Raw genomic sequence first — 16423 nt, 5'->3', positions numbered from 1 at the left:
TGCCCGCTCTCCCCAAACCCCCTAACGTCCCGGCCTCCCTGTCTTTGCTGCCGAGCCGATGGACCAAGCGCCCTATTCTGCCCCTAATGCCCTAGAGAGCGCGCCCATCACGCCGATGATGTCGCAGTTCCTCGAAATCAAGGCGGTCAATCCGGGGTACCTGCTGTTCTACCGGATGGGCGATTTCTACGAGATGTTCTTCGAGGACGCCGAGATCGCCAGCCAGGCACTCGGCATCGTCCTCACCAAGCGCGGCAAGCACCAGGGGGCGGATATCCCGATGTGCGGGGTGCCGATCCACGCGGCGCAGGATTACCTCAAAAAGCTCATTGGCCTCGGCCATCGCGTCGCCATCTGCGAGCAGGTGGAAGATCCGGCCGAAGCCAAGAAGCGTGGCTCGAAATCGCCGGTGAAGCGCGACGTGGTGCGCCTGGTGACCCGCGGCACCATCACCGAAGACGACCTGCTGCCGACCCGCGGCTCGGCGTACCTCGCCTCGCTCAGCATGGTGCGGCACGGCGAGACCGATTTCGCCCTCGCCTGGGCGGACGTGTCGACCGGCGAGACCGCGGTGCTGGACGTCTCGGCGCTGGCGCTCGCCGACGAGCTGGCCCGTATTGCTCCGGCCGAACTGTTGCTCACGGATGCGACCCGCATTGCCCTCGCCGAGTCGAAAATCCCGCTGCCCGACGCAGCGCTGGTCAGTCTCGAGGGGGCCCAGTTCGACAGCGAGCTGGCGAGCAAGCGCATTGCCGCCGCCTTTCCTGGCGGCGAGGTCGACCCCACCGCCTATTCCCGCGCCGGCCGCGCCGCGCTTGGCGCGCTGCTCGACTACATCAGCGACAGCCAGAAGGGCGTGCCCGTTGCGCTCCGCCCGCCGGCTGCCGAGCGTCTGAGCGCCCATATGGCGATCGATGCCGCGACCCGCGTCTCGCTCGAACTGCTGGAAACGCAGCGTGGCCAGGAGAAGGGCTCGCTCCGCCACGAGATCGACCTGGCGGTCACCCCGCCCGGCTCGCGCCTCCTCGCCCGGCGGCTGGCGGCACCGCTCTGCGACGCCAACCAGATTAACGCCCGGCTCGATGCGGTCGAGTGCCTGGTCGGCGATGGCCTCCTCAACCAGCGGCTGCGCAGCGATCTCAAGTCGGTGCCCGATCTCACCCGGGCGCTGACCCGGCTGGCGCTGGGCCGTGGCGGTCCGCGTGACCTCCGCGCCACTGGCGGCGCCATTGCCGCCGCCATCGCGCTGGCCGAGCGCCTCGCCACCCTCGACCGGCCGCCGGCCGAGCTCAAAGCCATCGCTGCCCGCCTCGCCGATGCGCCGGCGGCACTCGCCGCCGAACTGGGCGGGGCCATCGATGACGAGCCGCCGCTGCTGGCGCGCGACGGTGGCTTCGTCCAACGCGGCTATGATGCGGGGCTCGATGCCGAACGGGCGCTGGCCACTGAAACCCGCGGCGTAGTGGCGGCGCTGCAGGCCCGGCTGATCGAGGAGACCGACGTCCGGTCGCTGAAGATCCGCCATAACGGCGTGCTCGGCTATTTCGTCGAAGTGCCGGCCGGGCATGGCGGCAAGCTCCTCGAAACTCCGCACCGCGAGACGTTCATCCACCGCCAGACCATGGCCAATGCCATGCGCTTCACTACGGCGGAACTGGCCGAGCTCGAGGGCCGCATCGCCAAGGCGCACGATGCCTCGCTCGCCATCGAAGCAACGATCTTCACCCGCCTCGCCGACGCCGTCGCCGGCGAGAACACCCGGCTCCGGGCCATCGCCGATGCGCTCGCCGAGCTCGATGTCGCCGCCGCATTGGCGCAGCTGGCGATGACCCGCAATTTCTGCCGCCCCACCATCGACGACAGCCTCGCCTTCTACATCGAAGGCGGCCGGCATCCGGTGGTCGAAACCAATGTGCGGGCGCAGCACGAGGTATTCGTCGAGAATGGCTGCGATCTGACCGGTGGGGCGCTGTGGCTGGTCACCGGCCCGAACATGGGCGGTAAATCCACCTTCCTGCGCCAGAACGCGCTGATCGCCATCCTCGCGCAGATGGGCAGCTATGTGCCGGCCTCGGCGGCACATATCGGCGTGGTCGATCGGGTGTTCTCGCGCGTCGGCGCCTCCGACGATATCGGCGGCGGGCGCTCGACCTTCATGGTCGAAATGGTCGAAACCGCCGCCATCCTCAACCGCGCCACGCAGCGCTCGCTGGTGATCCTCGACGAGATCGGCCGCGGCACCGCCACCTTCGATGGACTCTCCATCGCCTGGGCGGCGGTCGAAGCGCTGCACGACCAGACCGGCTGTCGCGCCCTGTTCGCGACGCACTTCCATGAGATGACGGCGCTTTCGAAGACCCTCAAGCGCGTTTCCAACCACACCATGAAGGTGCGCGAGTGGGAGGGGGAAGTGGTGTTCCTGCACGAAGTGGCCGACGGCGCCGCCGATCGCAGCTACGGCATCCAGGTGGCCAAGCTCGCCGGCCTGCCCGAATCCGTGCTTGCCCGGGCCCGCCAGGTGCTGGGCGTGCTCGAACAGCGCTCTTCCGGCGGAAAAGCCGTCGTGCTAGACGATCTGCCGCTCTTTGCGCATCAACCGCCCACCCCGAAGGCGGCCGTTAATCCCATCCATGACATGCTCGATCAGGTGCGCCCCGACGACCTTACGCCCCGCGCGGCCATCGACCTGATCTACGAGCTTAAGAAAATCCGCGATGCAGCTCGCCGAAATTGACGCCCGACCGCGAAAACCGGCCTTCCAGTTGACTTCGGCCGAGACCATTCTCGGCGACATCCGGCGGCTCGTCGCTGGTCAGGACCCCAAGTCCGCTGCCAGCCGCGGCATCGTGCTCCAGCATGTCCGCTCGGTGCTCGCCGACGCCCGCACGGGCGCCGAGGCCGAGCTGATGGCGACCGGCAAGGGCACGCGCTGCGCGATGAACCTCAGCGCCGCCGAAGACGAGATCATTCGCGCAGTGCACCATTTCGCGGTGCGCGACGTCTATCCGGTCGACAACCCCTCCGGCGCCGAGATGATCTCGATTGCCGCGGTCGGCGGCTATGGCCGCGGCACGCTGGCCCCGGGCTCCGACATCGATCTCTTATTCATCCTGCCCTACAAGCAGACGCCCTGGGGCGAGCAGATCACCGAATACATCCTCTACATGCTGTGGGACCTCGGCCAGAAGGTCGGGCACGCCGTGCGCTCGGTCGACGACTGCATCCGCATGGCCCGCTCCGACATGACGGTGCGCACGGCGACGCTCGAGGCACGCTACCTCACCGGCGACCGGAAGCTGTTCGACGAGCTGGTGCGCCGGTTCGAAAGCGAAATCATGCCCAAGACGGGCCCCGAGTTCATCGCCGCCAAGATGGCAGAGCGCGACGAACGGCACCGGCAGATGGGCAACACCCGCTATGTGGTCGAGCCCAATATCAAGGACGGCAAGGGGGGCCTGCGCGACCTCCACGCGCTGTTCTGGATCGGCAAGTATTTCTACCGGGTCAAATCCAGCGCCGAACTGGTGGGCAAGGGCGTCTTGAGCGCCGAGGAATACCGGCTGTTCCAGCGGGCCGAGGATTTCCTCTGGGCGATCCGCTGTAACCTCCACTTCCTGACCGGCCGGGCCGACGAAAAGCTGACCTTCGACGTGCAGCCCGACCTTGCCCAACGCCTCGGTTACAATGACCGTGCCGGCATGCTCGGGGTCGAGCGCTTCATGAAGCGCTATTTCCTCGTCGCCAAGGATGTCGGCGACCTGACCCGCATCTTCTGCACTTCGCTCGAATTCGACCACGCCAAGCCCCTCGACATGGTCGGGCGGGTACTGGCGCCGTTCAAGCGCGGCAAGGTGCCGATCAAGGGCGAGACCGATTTCGTCATCGAAGGCGGTCGGCTGAATGTCGCCGGGCCAGAGGTGTTCCAGAAGGACCCGCGCAACCTGATCAAGGGTTTTATGCTGGCGGGGCGGCACGATGCGCACCTCCACCCCGACGCCATCAAGCTGATCCGCCGCTCGTTCAAGTTGATCGGCCATGACCTGAGGAACGACAAGCAGGCCAATGCCTGGTTCCTCGAGATCCTGACGGCGCCGACCTATGTCGAGCGCATCCTGCGCCAGATGAATGAAGCCGGCGTGCTCGGCCGCTTCGTGCCGGAATTCGGCAAGATCGTCGCGCTGATGCAGTTCAACATGTACCACCACTATACGGTGGACGAGCACCTGATCCGCGCTGTCGGGGTGATGGCCGACATCGCCAATGGGGGCCTGCGTGAACAGCTGCCGCTGACGCATGAACTGCTGCCGCATCTCAACGATACGCGGCTGCTCTACGTGGCGCTGTTCCTCCACGATATCGCCAAGGGCCGGCCCGAGGATCACTCGATCGCCGGGGCGCGCGTCGCCCGCCGCTTCTGCCCGCGCCTCGGGCTCGATCCGGCCGAGACCGACACCGTCTCATGGCTGGTCGAACATCACCTGTTGATGAGCGAGATCGCCCAGAGCCGCGATATCCAGGATCCGGAAACCGCACGCTCCTTCGCCGATGTGGTGCAATCGCCGCAGCGGCTGGCGCTGCTGATGATCCTCACCGCCTGCGATATCCGGGCGGTCGGCCCCGGAGTATGGACCGGCTGGAAAGGCTCACTGCTGCGCGCCCTCTACTACGCCACTGAGCCGCTGCTCTCGGGCGGCCACAGCCAGGTGACGCAACGTGACCGCATCGAGGCGGCAAAGACCGTATTGCGCCGTGCGCTCGCCGCCTGGCCGGCGCCGGAAGTCGATACCTATGTCGGCCGCCACTACGACCATTACTGGCTGCGCGCCGAGCCGGAACTGCAGGTCGAGCATGCCCGGATGATCCGCGCCGCCGACCAGGCCGGGCAGATGTTCGCCGGCTCGATCCGGGTCAAATCCTTCGAGTCGATCACCGAGGTCAGCTTCTACACCCCGGACCACCCACGGCTCTTGTCGCTGATCGCCGGCGCCTGCACCATGGCCGACGCCTCGATCATCGGGGCGCAGATTTTCGGCACTCGCGACGGCCGCGCCGTCGACACCTTCCGGCTGCGCCGCTCCTTCACTTCGGACGAGGACGAAAAGGTCCGCGCCACCCGCATCATCGATACGGTGAAACAGCTGCTGCAGGGCAAGCGCCAGGTGCTGATCGACCTCGGCAAGGAAAGCCGCCACAACAAGCGGCTCAAACCCTTCACCCTGCCGGCACAGGTGGCGGTGTCGAACACCATCTCGGAGAAGTTCACCGTCATCGAGGTGATGGGGCTCGACCGCACCGGCCTCTTGCATCAGCTGACGCGGCAGATCTCCGACCTCAACCTCACCATCGGCTCGGCCCATATCGGCACCTATGGCGAAAAGGCCGTCGACGTCTTTTACGTCACCGACCTCACCGGCCATAAGATCGAGTCGAAATCGCGCCAGAAAAAGATCCACGACGCGCTGCTGGCGGTGTTCCAGGGCGGGGACGAAAAGGCGGCCAAGGTGGCGAATGGGTAGCCTTTCGCGCGGAGAGATCCGCGCAGGCAGATACCCCCTCCCCTGTCCCCTCCCCGCAAGGGGGAGGGAGACGCCAACACTGCCGTCAGTGGCTAACGAAGACTTGCGTGCCCTGGTCCCCTCCCCCCCCCAGGGGGTCTCTTTGAGCATCGCCCGGGCCAAATCCCTTCGCCACAACCAGACCGGTCCGGAGCGCGCCCTGTGGCGCCTGCTATGGCAGTTTCGTGAAGATGGTTGGCACTTTCGCCGGCAGCAGCCGATCGGGCCCTACTACGCCGACTTCGCCTGCATGCATGCCAAACTCGTCATCGCGGTCGATGGCGAGACCCATGTAAGCCCCGAACGCGATGCTGCTCGCGACGAGTATATGCGCGGTAGAGGCATCCACGTCCTCCGCTTTACCAACGATGACGTACTGACAAACGAGAGCGGTGTGTACGAGGTGGTCGCCGGGGTGCTCGGGGCAATATCCAAGGTCTCAAATACCCCCCACCCTGTCCCTCCCCCGCAAGGGGGGAGGAGACCCTCCCTACCTGCGAGCGCCTCCGCACCACCGAGCGAAGTGTTGGCGTCTCCCTCCCCCTTGCGGGGAGGGGACAGGGGAGGGGGTACTCTTCCCGCACAGATCCCTCCCGACGGGGAAAGCCGTTGAGCCTCTACCGCAACTTCCTCTCGGTCGGCGGGCTCACTCTCGTTTCGCGCATCTTCGGCTTTGCCCGCGATGCGCTGATGGCGGCGGTGCTTGGCATCTCGCCGGTGTCCGACGCCTTCAACGCGGCGTTCCGCTTTCCCAACCTGTTCCGGCGGCTGTTCGCCGAAGGCGCCTTCAACACCGCCTTCGTGCCGATGTTCTCGACTGCGCTCGAAACCGAGGGCAATGAGGGGGCGAAGGAGCTGGCCGGCCGGATCATGAGCTGGCTGGTGGCGGCGATCCTCGTCGTTACCATCCTCGTCGAGATTTTCACGCCGCAGATCATGGTGCTGTTCGTTCCCGGCTTTGTCGGCGATCAGGCGAAGTTCGACCTGACGGTGTTTCTCACCCGGATCATGTTCCCCTATCTCGCCTGCATGTCGCTGATGGCGGCCTATGCGGCGATCCTCAACAGCCTCGGGCGGTTCTTTGCTGCTGCCTTCGCGCCGATCGTGCTCAACATCGTCAATATCGGGGCGCTGATCCCCCTGGCGATCCTGACGCTCGAGGCGCCGGACACGGCGTTCTGGGTGGCGATCGCCACCATGCTCGGCGGCATCGCGCAGCTGGCGCTGGTTTACTGGGCGATCCGCCGCGCCGGCTTCGTGCCGAAACTGCGGTGGCCGCGCTTCGATAGCGAGGTCAGGCGGTTCTGGATCCTCGCAGTGCCGGCGATCATCGCGGGCGGTATCACGCAGATCAACATCTTCGTCGGCACCATCATCGCCTCGGGCGCCGACGAGGTCATGTCGATCATCTACAATGCCGACCGGCTGTACCAGCTGCCGCTCGGCATTATCGGCATCGCCATCGGCACGGTGCTGCTGCCCGAACTGAGCCGCCACCTCAGCGCCGGGCGCGAGCTCGAGGCGCGGCAGAGCCAGAGCCAGTCGCTGTTCCTCTCGATGCTGCTGTCGATGCCGGCCGCCGGAGCGCTGATCGCGCTCTCCCTGCCGGTGGTGCGGGTGCTGTTCGAACGCGGCGCCTTCGGGCCGACCGACAGCGTCAACGTCTCGCATGCGCTGATCGCCTTCGCGGTGGGCCTCCCTGCCTTCGTGTTGATCCGCGTGCTGCAGCCGGGGTTCTTCTCGCGCAAGGACACCAAGACGCCGACCTGGTTCGCCTTCGTCTCGCTGATCATCAATATCGTGTTGTCACTGGCGCTGTTCCCGACCCTGAAGCATGTCGGCATCGCGCTCGCCACCTCGATCGCCGCCTGGGCCAACGTCGTGCTTCTGGCCATTTTCCTCGCCCGTCGCGGCCATTTCACCATCAGCGGTGCGGAGTGGCGGCAGGAGGGCATGATCGTGCTGCTGACGCTGGTGATGTCCGGCGCGCTCTACGGCCTCGTGCTACTGCTCGGGCCGGTGTTCGACCCAGGGTACTTCTTCCCGGTACAGGCACTGGCGCTCTTGGCGCTCTGCGTGTTCGGGGCGGGGCTCTACTTCGCGCTGGCGCACCTCACCGGGGTGCAGCGGCTGGGTGGACTGCTGCGCCGGTTGCGGCGGCGGAAGGGCTGAACGGCCGTTGCATCTGGCCACCCCCACCCAGCGACGCTAGCTCGCCTCGCTCGCAAGCTTTGCTGCCCTCCCACAAGTGGACGACAAGAGGTCGCCCCGGGGGGAGGGAGGGCGATGGCTGCACGATCTCGGTTCAGGCGTCTCCCTCCCCCTTGTGGGGAGGGATCAAGGGTGGGGGTGGGCACACGCTCAAGGTGTGCGGCTACTCGTACACCACGACCATCAGCGCCCGGGCCGGCAGCTTACCGTCATTGGCGATCTCATGCTCGACATCAGCCCGGTAGCGGGCTGTTTCGCCGGCGCCCAGCAGTTGTTCGCCCAAAGCCGTCTTGACCCGCAGCCCGTCGGTCTGCGCCGTCAGGTGCTCGTAGGTGCCGACGGCATGCGGGGCGCTGTGCAACCGGCTGCCCGGGGCAATCTCGACCTCGTACCACTCGACGCGGCCCGCCATCGAGGTGGGGCTCAGGATGCGCAGCCGCCAGTGCCCCTCGGGGCTGTTGATCTCGGGCGTCAGCGGCACCGTCACCACATCGACCGGCGCCGCGCGCCGATGCGCCACGCCGCCGGCGATCAGGTCGGCGAGGTCGATCTTCAGCGCCTGGGTCAGCCCCCAGAGCACCGCAAAGGTCGGGTTGGATTCGCCGCGCTCGATCTGGCTCAGCATCGAGCGCGACACACCCGAGAGCGCTGCCAGCCGCTCCAGCGTCAGGTGCCGGGCCTTGCGCTCACGCTGGATGATCGGGCCGATATCGGGGGCTTCGGTGCTTGCCATGCTGCCTTTATCGCCAAGTAGGCTCTGGCTGCCAAGCGGAAATTCCGCGATCACTTGACTATCTGTCCGTTATAGCGGAATTTCCTCCATATCGGAGGAATGACCATGCAGACCGGATATCTCGATCACCTCAGGACCGTGCTTGATGACATCGAGGCGCAGGGCCTGATGAAGCGCGAGCGCCAGATCACCTCGCCGCAGGGCGGCCAGGTGACCGTGGCAGGGCGACAGATGGTCAACCTCTGCGCCAACAATTATCTCGGCCTCGCCGACCATCCGGCGATCGCCGACGCCGCCGCCGCGGCGCTCGAGCAGTATGGCTTCGGCATGGCTTCGGTCCGTTTCATCTGCGGCACGCTCGACCTGCACCGCGAGCTCGAGACCGCCATAGCGCGTTATCTCCAAAAGGACGACGCGATCCTCTTTGCCGCCTGTTTCGACGCCAATGGCGCGCTGTTCGAGACGCTGCTGACCGAAGACGACGCGATCATCTCCGACAGCCTCAACCACGCCTCGATCATCGACGGGGTGCGGCTGAGCAAAGCCAAGCGCTATCGCTTCCAGACCTCGGACATGGACGATCTCGAGACCCAGCTCAAGCAGGCGATCACCGACAAGGCCCGCTTCCGGCTGATCGTCACCGACGGGGTGTTCTCGATGGATGGCTATATCGCCAAACTACCGGAGATCCGCGCGCTGGCGGAGAAGTATGGCGCCATAATTGCGGTCGACGATTGCCACGCCACCGGGCATCTCGGCCCCGAGGGGCGCGGCACCGGCGCGCTTACGGGCGCCGAGCCCGACATCATCACCGGCACTTTCGGCAAGACGCTTGGCGGCGCGATGGGCGGCTTCATCACCGGCCCGCAGGCGGTGATCGACCTGCTGCGCCAGCGGGCGCGGCCCTACCTGTTTTCCAACGCCCTCGCCCCGGCGGTGACGGCCGGCTCGCTCAAGGCGATCGAAATCGCCCGAGGGGCGGACGACCTGCGGCAGAAGCTCAGGGACAATACCCGGAGCTTCCGCCAGCGCATGGGTGAACTCGGCTTCGATCTCCTCCCCGGCGAGACCCCGATCATTCCGGTGATGCTGGGCGAAGCAACGCTGGCGCAGGACCTCGCTGCTGCCCTCGACAGGCGCGGTGTCTATGTCGCCGGGTTCTTTTTTCCGGTGGTGCCCAAGGGCAAGGCCCGCATCCGCACGCAGATGTCGGCCGCCCTGTCGGCCGCTGATATCGACTTCGCCATCGGCGCCTTTGCCGAGGCCGGCAAGGAAGTAGGAGTGATCTGATGCGCGCCCTGGTCAAAGCCAAATCCGAGCCCGGCATCTGGATGGAAGAGCGACCGATCCCCGAGATCGGCCCCGAGGACGTACTGGTCAAGGTGCACAAGACCGGCATCTGCGGCACCGATATCCACATCTACAACTGGGACGACTGGGCCAAGAAAACCGTGCCGGTGCCGCTGGTCACCGGCCACGAGTATTCGGGCGAGATCGCCGCCGTCGGCGCCGAGGTCCGGAACCTCAAGGTCGGCCAGCGCGTCTCGGGCGAAGGCCATGTCGTCGGCATGAGGAGCCGGGCCTCGCGGGCCGGCAAGTTCCACCTCGACCCCGACACCAAGGGGATCGGGGTAAACCTCCCTGGCGCCTTCGCCGAGTTCGTCAAAATCCCTGCCTTCAACATCATCCCGCTGCCCGACGCGATCGACGACGAACTGGGCGCTATCCTCGATCCGCTCGGCAATGCCGTGCACACGGCGCTCGCCTTCGACATTGTCGGCGAGGACGTGCTGGTCACCGGCGCCGGGCCGATCGGCATCATGGGCGCGGCGGTCGCCCGGCATGTCGGGGCGCGCCATGTGGTGATCACCGACGTGAACCCCGAGCGGCTCCGGCTCGCCACCGAAGTCGCCGACGTGGTGCCGGTCAATGTCGCGACCGAGGACCTCCGCGCCGTGATGAACAAGCTCGGCATGAAGGAAGGTTTTGATGTCGGCCTCGAGATGAGCGGCGCGCCGGCGGCGCTCGACCAGATGATCGACCACATGGTGATGGGCGGCCGCATTGCGCTGCTCGGCGTGCCGGCCCGGCCGTTCATCTTCGACCTCGGCAAGATCGTGTTCCGGATGATCACGCTGCGCGGCATCTATGGGCGCGAGATGTTCGAGACCTGGCACAAGATGCTGGCAATGCTGGAGTCGGGGCTCGACGTCAGGAAGGTCATCACCCGCCGCATGTCGGCCGACGACTATGCCGAGGCGTTCAAGCTGGCGGCCGGGGGCGAGAAGGGCAAGATCGTTTTGGAGTGGTGAGATCTGTGCGCTTGGCACCCCCCTCCCCAACCCTCCGCGCGAGGGGGAGGGTGTCCGCCGGTGTGCCTGGCACGATCAAGCCACAGGCACGAAACGGCACCTCCCCCCTTGCGGGGGAGGTTGGGAGGGGGGTAGAGGCAAACCCCTGATCTATAGGGACTCCCCTCATGGCTTTCACCCCGCGCGTCTTTTCCGGCATCAAGCCGTCCGGCGACCTGCATCTCGGCAACTACCTGGGCGCCATCCGGCGCTTTGTGCCGCTGCAGCAAACGCACGAGACGATCTACTGCGTCGTCGATATGCACGCGATCACGGTGTGGCAGGACCCCGAGGATCTACGGCGCTGGACCTACGAGATCGCTGCGGCCTACATCGCCGCCGGGCTCGACCCCAACAAGTCGATCATCTTCAACCAGAGCCAGGTGGTCGAGCACGCCGAGCTCGCCTGGATCTTCAACTGCGTGGCGCGCGTCGGCTGGATGACGCGCATGACCCAGTTCAAGGACAAGGCCGGGGCCGAAGGTGGCGAAAACTCCGAGGCGGTGTCGCTGGGGCTGTTCGCCTACCCCTCGCTGATGGCGGCCGACATCCTGCTCTACAAGGCGACGGGCGTGCCGGTCGGAGACGACCAGCGCCAGCATCTCGAGCTGACGCGCGATATCGCCAAGAAGTTCAACCACGATTTCAAGAAGCAGATCAAAGGCCTGGGGGTGAAGGACGACTTCTTCCCGCTGACCGAGACGCTGTCGACCGGCCCGGCAATGCGGGTGATGTCGCTGAAGGACGGCAAGAAGAAGATGTCGAAATCCGACGCTTCCGACATGTCGACCATCTACATGATGGATGACGCCGATACGATCGCCAAGAAGATCAAGCGCGCCACCACGGACGCCGATGCGCTGCCGACCGAGGCCGCGGGTCTCGCCGGGCGGGCCGAGGCGGAAAACCTCGTCGCCATCTACGCGGCGCTCTCCGACACCTCGGTCGATGGCGTGCTGGCCGAGTTCGGCGGGAGCGGCTGGGGCAAGTTCAAGCCGGCGCTGGCGGAGCTCGCCGTGACCGTGCTGTCGCCGATCGCCACCGAGATGAAGCGGCTCGTCGCCGACACGGGCGAAATGGACCAGATCCTCCGCCGCAACGCCGACCGGGCCCGCGCCATCGCCGTGCCGGTGATGGACGACGTGCGCAAGATCGTCGGCTTCGTCCGCTAGAGTCTTTGATTTGGTCGCGCTTTCGATCCCCGGATCAAGTCCGAGGAGGAAAAGTCTGCAACTTTTCCTGAAAGCGCTCCAGAACATCTCACCGTTCCGTTGAAACGGTGAGATGCCCGTGAAGGCACGCTAGGCAGCCGCTTGCCGATCTGCGACCGCCCGCTGCCACGAGGCATAGGGCGTGTCGCGCTCGGGCGCCGTTCCGGCCCTGAGGTGGCCGGCCCATTCTGCCGTGCTCAGCACCGCCGCGAAGCGCGACTGGAACACCACGCTCATCACGCGATGGATCTCCTCGGCGGTCACTGCACCGGCCCGGTTGGCATAGGCGAGCGATCCGGACGCATCGGCGAGGAACTCGACACCGAACCCCATGTGCAGCGCGTGCACCACCGTTGACATGTCGCAGTTGTGGCTCATGTAGCCGGCGATGGTCACGGTCTCGATGCCGCGGCTGCGCAGCCAGTATTCGAGATCGGTGCCGGTAAAGGCGCTGGGCAGGGTCTTTTCGATCAGGTGGTCGCGGTGGCGGCGCGCGACCTCGGGATGCAGTTCCGCCCCGTGCGTGCCCGGCCGGAACACGTTCCCGGTCGCCATTCCCAGCATCCTGATGACGATCACCTTGACGCCGTTCGCCTGCGCCTCGTCCATCGCGCGGGCGACATTCGGCAGCGTCTCGGCGAACGGCGGGTACTCGATCTCGAGATTGCCGCGGTGGTCGTAGTCGTTCTGCACGTCGATAACGATCAGCGCCCGCCGGGCATTGTCTGTGCTGGCCATGTCACTCTCCTTGCTGGCTTCAGGCGGCAGTTCTGCGCCGCGATCGGTTTCGCAACCAGTGGCCCGATTGACATTGGTCGAAACAATTGGGACAAACCGGCATGCACAAGCCGGTCGTCGCCGCCATCGCTTTCGATGGCATCAGTCCATTTCACCTGTCGGTGCCCTGCCTGGTGTTCGGTGAAGACCGCACGGCGCAGGGGCTGCCGGCGTTCGAGTTCCGCGTCTGCGCCCTCGAGCGGGGCACGACGCTGGCGACGCAATCCGGCCTCGGCCTTGTCGCCCCCCACGGCCTCGAGGGGCTCGACGGCGCCGACATCGTCATCGTGCCCAGCTGGCGCGACATCGACGAGCCGGTGCCCACGGCCCTGAGCGCTGCCATGCGCACCGCCCACGCCAGCGGCGCGCTGGTCGTCGGCCTCTGCCTCGGGGCCTTCGTCCTCGCCGCCGCAGGGCTTCTCGATGGTCGCGAGGCGACCACCCATTGGGCCTCGGCCGGGCGGCTCGCCGAACTCTATCCCGCCATCCGCCTCCGGCCCGATGTGCTCTATGTCGATACCGGCGACGTCATCACCTCCGCCGGCGTCGCCGCGGCGCTCGATTGCTGCCTCTATGTCGTGCGCCGCCGCTACGGCGCCGACGTCGCGCAGCGGCTGGCCCGGCGGATCGTCCTGTCGCCCCACCGGCAGGGCAGCCAGGCCCAGTTCATCGAGCACCCCGAGCCTCCCGCCCCGCGCGTCGACGGACTATCCCGTGCGCTCGACGGCGTGCTCGCCGATCTTGCGGCGAACCACGATCTCGATTCGGTTGCCGCCGCGGCCAACCTTACGCGCCGGACTTTCACCCGGCATTTCTCGAAGCGCACCGGTCTCAGCTTCTCCCATTGGCTCGCCGCCCAGCGCGTGGCGCGGGCCCAGGAACTGCTCGAAACCACCACCGCCTCGATCGAAGAGGTTTCGATGCTGGCCGGCTTCGGTACGGCCACCTCGCTGCGGCAGCATTTCACCAGCCAACTGGCGACGACACCGGCACAATACCGCCGCGAGTTCGCCCGGCGCGGCTGAGCTTGCCAGCCCCGCTGCCCAATGGGAGAATATGGCCTTGTTCAAACTCTGGCGCGGCGGCCCGTGATTTCTACCGACGAATACAAACGCAAGTTTCTCGTTGTCATCGACGAGAGCAAGGAAGCCGATCGCGCCATCACCTTCGCCGCCAACCGGGTGAAGCGGACCGGCGGCACGGTGGTCCTGCTCTCGGTGATCGACAGCCAGGATTTCACGCAGTTTCTCGGCGTCGAGGAAGTGATGCGCGCCGAGGCGCGCGAGGAAGCCGAGCGGCTACTCGATACCAAGCGCGCCCGCATCGGCCAGATCGGCGAGGGCATCCGCACCGAGACAGTGATCCGCGAGGGTGACCTGGTGAGCGAGATCGAGCGGCTGGTGGCCGAGGACGCCGGCATCGCTATCCTGGTGATCGCCGCCGCCGGCGGCAAGGAAGGCCCGGGCCCGCTGGTCAGCAGCTTCGCCACCCGCGCCGGCCAGGCGGCGCTGCCGGTGATCGTCACCATCATCCCGGGCACCATGACCGACGAGCAGATCGTCGCCGTGACCTGATGGCACGTGGCCGGACCCTTGCATTTCGGGCTCCAAAACACTAGTTTGGAATTGTTCTAACACGAGTCCGAACCTTCAGATGTTCATCCAGACCGAAGCGACGCCGAACCCGGCGACCCTGAAATTCCTGCCCGGCCGCGATGTGCTGGTGGGTGAACCGCGCGATTTCCGGCAGGCCGAATCGGCCGCCATCTCGCCGCTGGCCGCGGCGCTGTTCGACGTTCCCGGCGTCGAAGGCGTGTTCCTCGGCTCGGATTTCATTTCGGTCACCAAGGACACGGCCGAGTGGAGCCACATCAAGCCGGCGATCCTCGGCGTGATCATGGAGCACTTCCTCTCCGGCAAGCCGGTGCTCGCTGACGGCACCGCGGAAGTGGTGACCGGCGAAGAGTTCTTCGAAGAGTCCGACGCCGAGACCGTCGAAGTGATCAAGGAACTGCTCGCCACCCGCGTGCGTCCGGCCGTCGCCATGGATGGCGGCGACATCACCTTCAAGGGTTTCAAGGAGGGCACGGTGTTCCTTCACATGCAGGGCGCCTGCTCAGGCTGCCCGTCCTCGACCGCGACGCTGAAGAGCGGCATCGAGAACCTGCTCCGGCATTTCGTGCCGGGCGTCGAGGCCGTGCAGCAGGTCTGAACGCTGCGAATTGAGTTTCGAATCGCCCGGCCCTGTGCCGGGCGATTTGTTTTTGGGACTCACTGAGAGAGACGGCCCCTCCCATCCTCCCCCATGAAGGGGGAGGTGCCCCGCCGGTGCGTTTGGCACGATCGAAGAAAGAGCCTCGACTCTTCACCTCCCCCATAATGGGGGAGGCCGGGAGGGGGCCGTCTGCTTCAGTCATCCCCCGTGACAACCCACCGCCGAACCCCTATCTCTCCCACATGTCCAGCGTCCTTCTCGCCATCGATACCGCCGCGCCGCGCCTGCAACTGGCGCTGCTGGTGGACGATCATGCCGACACGCTGGTCGAGGAGATGGCGCAGGGCCAGGCCGAACGGATCTTTCCCGCGATCGACGAGCTGCTGGGGCGCAACGGCGTCGCCTACAAGGACCTGACCCGCATCGCTGTCACCACCGGCCCCGGCTCGTTCACCGGGCTCCGCATCGGGCTGAGCGCGGCGCGCGGGCTCGGCCTGGCGCTCGGTATCCCGGTGGTCGGCGTGCCGTCGCTGCTGGCGCTGTCGCTCGCGACCCGATGCGAGGCCACCGCGGTGCTGCTCGATGCGCGGCGCGAGGAGGCGTATTTCCAGCTGTTCAGCGGCCCGGCGCTTCCGATCGGCGAACCGCAGGTGCTGCCGATGGACGAGGCGCGCCGCCGTGTGCCCGCCGGCGCCGGGCTGATCACCTCGCCGCTGGTCGATATCGCGGCGCTGGCGCGGTTTGCGGCCACAGCAGACCCCAAGGGCTACCCGCCCGAGGCGGCCTATATCCGCGATGCCGATGCCAAGCCGCAGGAAAAGTTCCGCGTCGCGAGGGTCGGACAATGAACTTCTGGCTGTCGCCGAATACGCTGCATGTCGAGCCGGCGCGCGGCGCCGACACCGAGACCATCGCGCGGCTCCACGCCGAGGGGTTCTATCGCGGCTGGACGCGTGAAGAGTTCGCCGCCTATGTCGCCGGCATAGATACGCCGGTCTACGTCGCCTGCGACAGCCGCCGGCGCATTGCCGGCTTCGCCATGCTGCGGCACCTGGGCGAAGAGGTCGAGCTGATCAGCATCGCGGTCGATCGCAAATGGCGGAACAAGGGCGTCGGCGCGCTGCTGATGCGGGCGCTGTTCGAGGCGGCGCGGATGAGCCCGGCCAAGCGCATGCTGCTCGAAGTGGCCGCCGACAATACCGGGGCGCTGAAGCTCTACGGCAAGTTCGGCTTTACCACCGTCGGCGAGCGCAAGGGCTATTATCCGCGTCCTGACGGCACGCCGGCCACCGCTATTGTCATGGCGAGCGATCTTGGCTAACCGGGATGTGGAGCGTGATCAGGAAGAGTGGCAGACTTTTCCACCTCCAG

14 protein-coding genes are annotated in these 16423 nt (G+C 66.4%); 12 read left to right on the top strand and 2 right to left on the bottom strand.

Features of this window, described 5'->3' with window-relative positions; all coding sequences use genetic code 11:
- Positions 1–58: 58 nt before the first annotated feature.
- Genes mutS through murJ form a run of 4 tightly spaced genes read left to right on the top strand, consistent with a single transcriptional unit; the run spans position 59 to position 7727 of the window.
- Positions 59–2734, top strand: coding sequence for a DNA mismatch repair protein MutS (gene mutS / locus ASC89_RS02655; RefSeq protein WP_055994343.1), 2676 nt, complete (start codon positions 59–61; stop codon positions 2732–2734).
- Entirely contained in the window at positions 2715–5516 is a 2802-nt protein-coding gene (locus tag ASC89_RS02650; RefSeq protein WP_055994340.1) for a [protein-PII] uridylyltransferase, read from the top strand. Before mutS ends, ASC89_RS02650 begins: the two co-directional genes overlap by 20 nt.
- Positions 5509–6168, top strand: a complete 660-nt coding sequence (locus tag ASC89_RS28035) for an endonuclease domain-containing protein (protein ID WP_082533139.1) — start codon at positions 5509–5511, stop codon at positions 6166–6168. Before ASC89_RS02650 ends, ASC89_RS28035 begins: the two co-directional genes overlap by 8 nt.
- Positions 6165–7727, top strand: coding sequence for a murein biosynthesis integral membrane protein MurJ (gene murJ, locus ASC89_RS02645; protein ID WP_055994338.1), 1563 nt, complete (start codon positions 6165–6167; stop codon positions 7725–7727). Before ASC89_RS28035 ends, murJ begins: the two co-directional genes overlap by 4 nt.
- Positions 7728–7929: 202 nt before the next feature.
- On the opposite strand, the gene ASC89_RS02640 is transcribed toward murJ, so the two are convergent.
- Positions 7930–8499: a helix-turn-helix domain-containing protein gene (locus tag ASC89_RS02640; protein WP_055875936.1), complete on the bottom strand. Its 570-nt coding sequence runs from the start codon at positions 8497–8499 to the stop codon at positions 7930–7932.
- Positions 8500–8604: 105 nt separating this feature from the next.
- Between ASC89_RS02640 and ASC89_RS02635 the strand changes: the two genes are divergently transcribed.
- The 3 genes from ASC89_RS02635 (at position 8605) to trpS (ending at position 12022) form a co-directional block, all read left to right on the top strand.
- Positions 8605–9789, top strand: coding sequence for a glycine C-acetyltransferase (locus ASC89_RS02635; protein WP_055994335.1), 1185 nt, complete (start codon positions 8605–8607; stop codon positions 9787–9789).
- Positions 9789–10811, top strand: coding sequence for an L-threonine 3-dehydrogenase (tdh, locus tag ASC89_RS02630; protein ID WP_055994332.1), 1023 nt, complete (start codon positions 9789–9791; stop codon positions 10809–10811). The genes ASC89_RS02635 and tdh overlap by 1 nt, the downstream gene beginning before the upstream one ends.
- A 167-nt stretch (positions 10812–10978) precedes the next feature.
- Positions 10979–12022, top strand: a complete 1044-nt coding sequence (gene trpS, locus ASC89_RS02625) for a tryptophan--tRNA ligase (protein ID WP_055994323.1) — start codon at positions 10979–10981, stop codon at positions 12020–12022.
- Between the two features lie 129 nt (positions 12023–12151).
- Here trpS and ASC89_RS02620 read toward each other — a convergent pair whose 3' ends face one another.
- Complete coding sequence (locus tag ASC89_RS02620) at positions 12152–12799, bottom strand: cysteine hydrolase family protein (protein ID WP_055994320.1); 648 nt, start codon at positions 12797–12799, stop codon at positions 12152–12154.
- Between the two features lie 101 nt (positions 12800–12900).
- Between ASC89_RS02620 and ASC89_RS02615 the strand changes: the two genes are divergently transcribed.
- From ASC89_RS02615 to rimI, 5 genes are all read left to right on the top strand, one after another.
- Positions 12901–13863, top strand: a complete 963-nt coding sequence (locus tag ASC89_RS02615; protein WP_055994317.1) for a helix-turn-helix domain-containing protein — start codon at positions 12901–12903, stop codon at positions 13861–13863.
- A 63-nt stretch (positions 13864–13926) separates the two neighbouring features.
- Positions 13927–14412: a universal stress protein gene (locus ASC89_RS02610; protein WP_055874218.1), complete on the top strand. Its 486-nt coding sequence runs from the start codon at positions 13927–13929 to the stop codon at positions 14410–14412.
- 79 nt (positions 14413–14491) lie between these two features.
- Entirely contained in the window at positions 14492–15049 is a 558-nt protein-coding gene (locus ASC89_RS02605) for a NifU family protein (protein ID WP_055994315.1), read from the top strand.
- 245 nt (positions 15050–15294) lie between these two features.
- Positions 15295–15900, top strand: a complete 606-nt coding sequence (gene tsaB, locus ASC89_RS02600; protein ID WP_055994312.1) for a tRNA (adenosine(37)-N6)-threonylcarbamoyltransferase complex dimerization subunit type 1 TsaB — start codon at positions 15295–15297, stop codon at positions 15898–15900.
- Complete coding sequence (rimI, locus tag ASC89_RS02595) at positions 15897–16373, top strand: ribosomal protein S18-alanine N-acetyltransferase (RefSeq protein WP_055994309.1); 477 nt, start codon at positions 15897–15899, stop codon at positions 16371–16373. Before tsaB ends, rimI begins: the two co-directional genes overlap by 4 nt.
- Positions 16374–16423 lie beyond the last annotated feature (50 nt).

This window comes from Devosia sp. Root413D1, assembly GCF_001425235.1.
In the GTDB taxonomy this organism is placed as follows: domain Bacteria; phylum Pseudomonadota; class Alphaproteobacteria; order Rhizobiales; family Devosiaceae; genus Devosia_A.
This window is presented reverse-complemented; position numbering and strand designations above follow the sequence as displayed.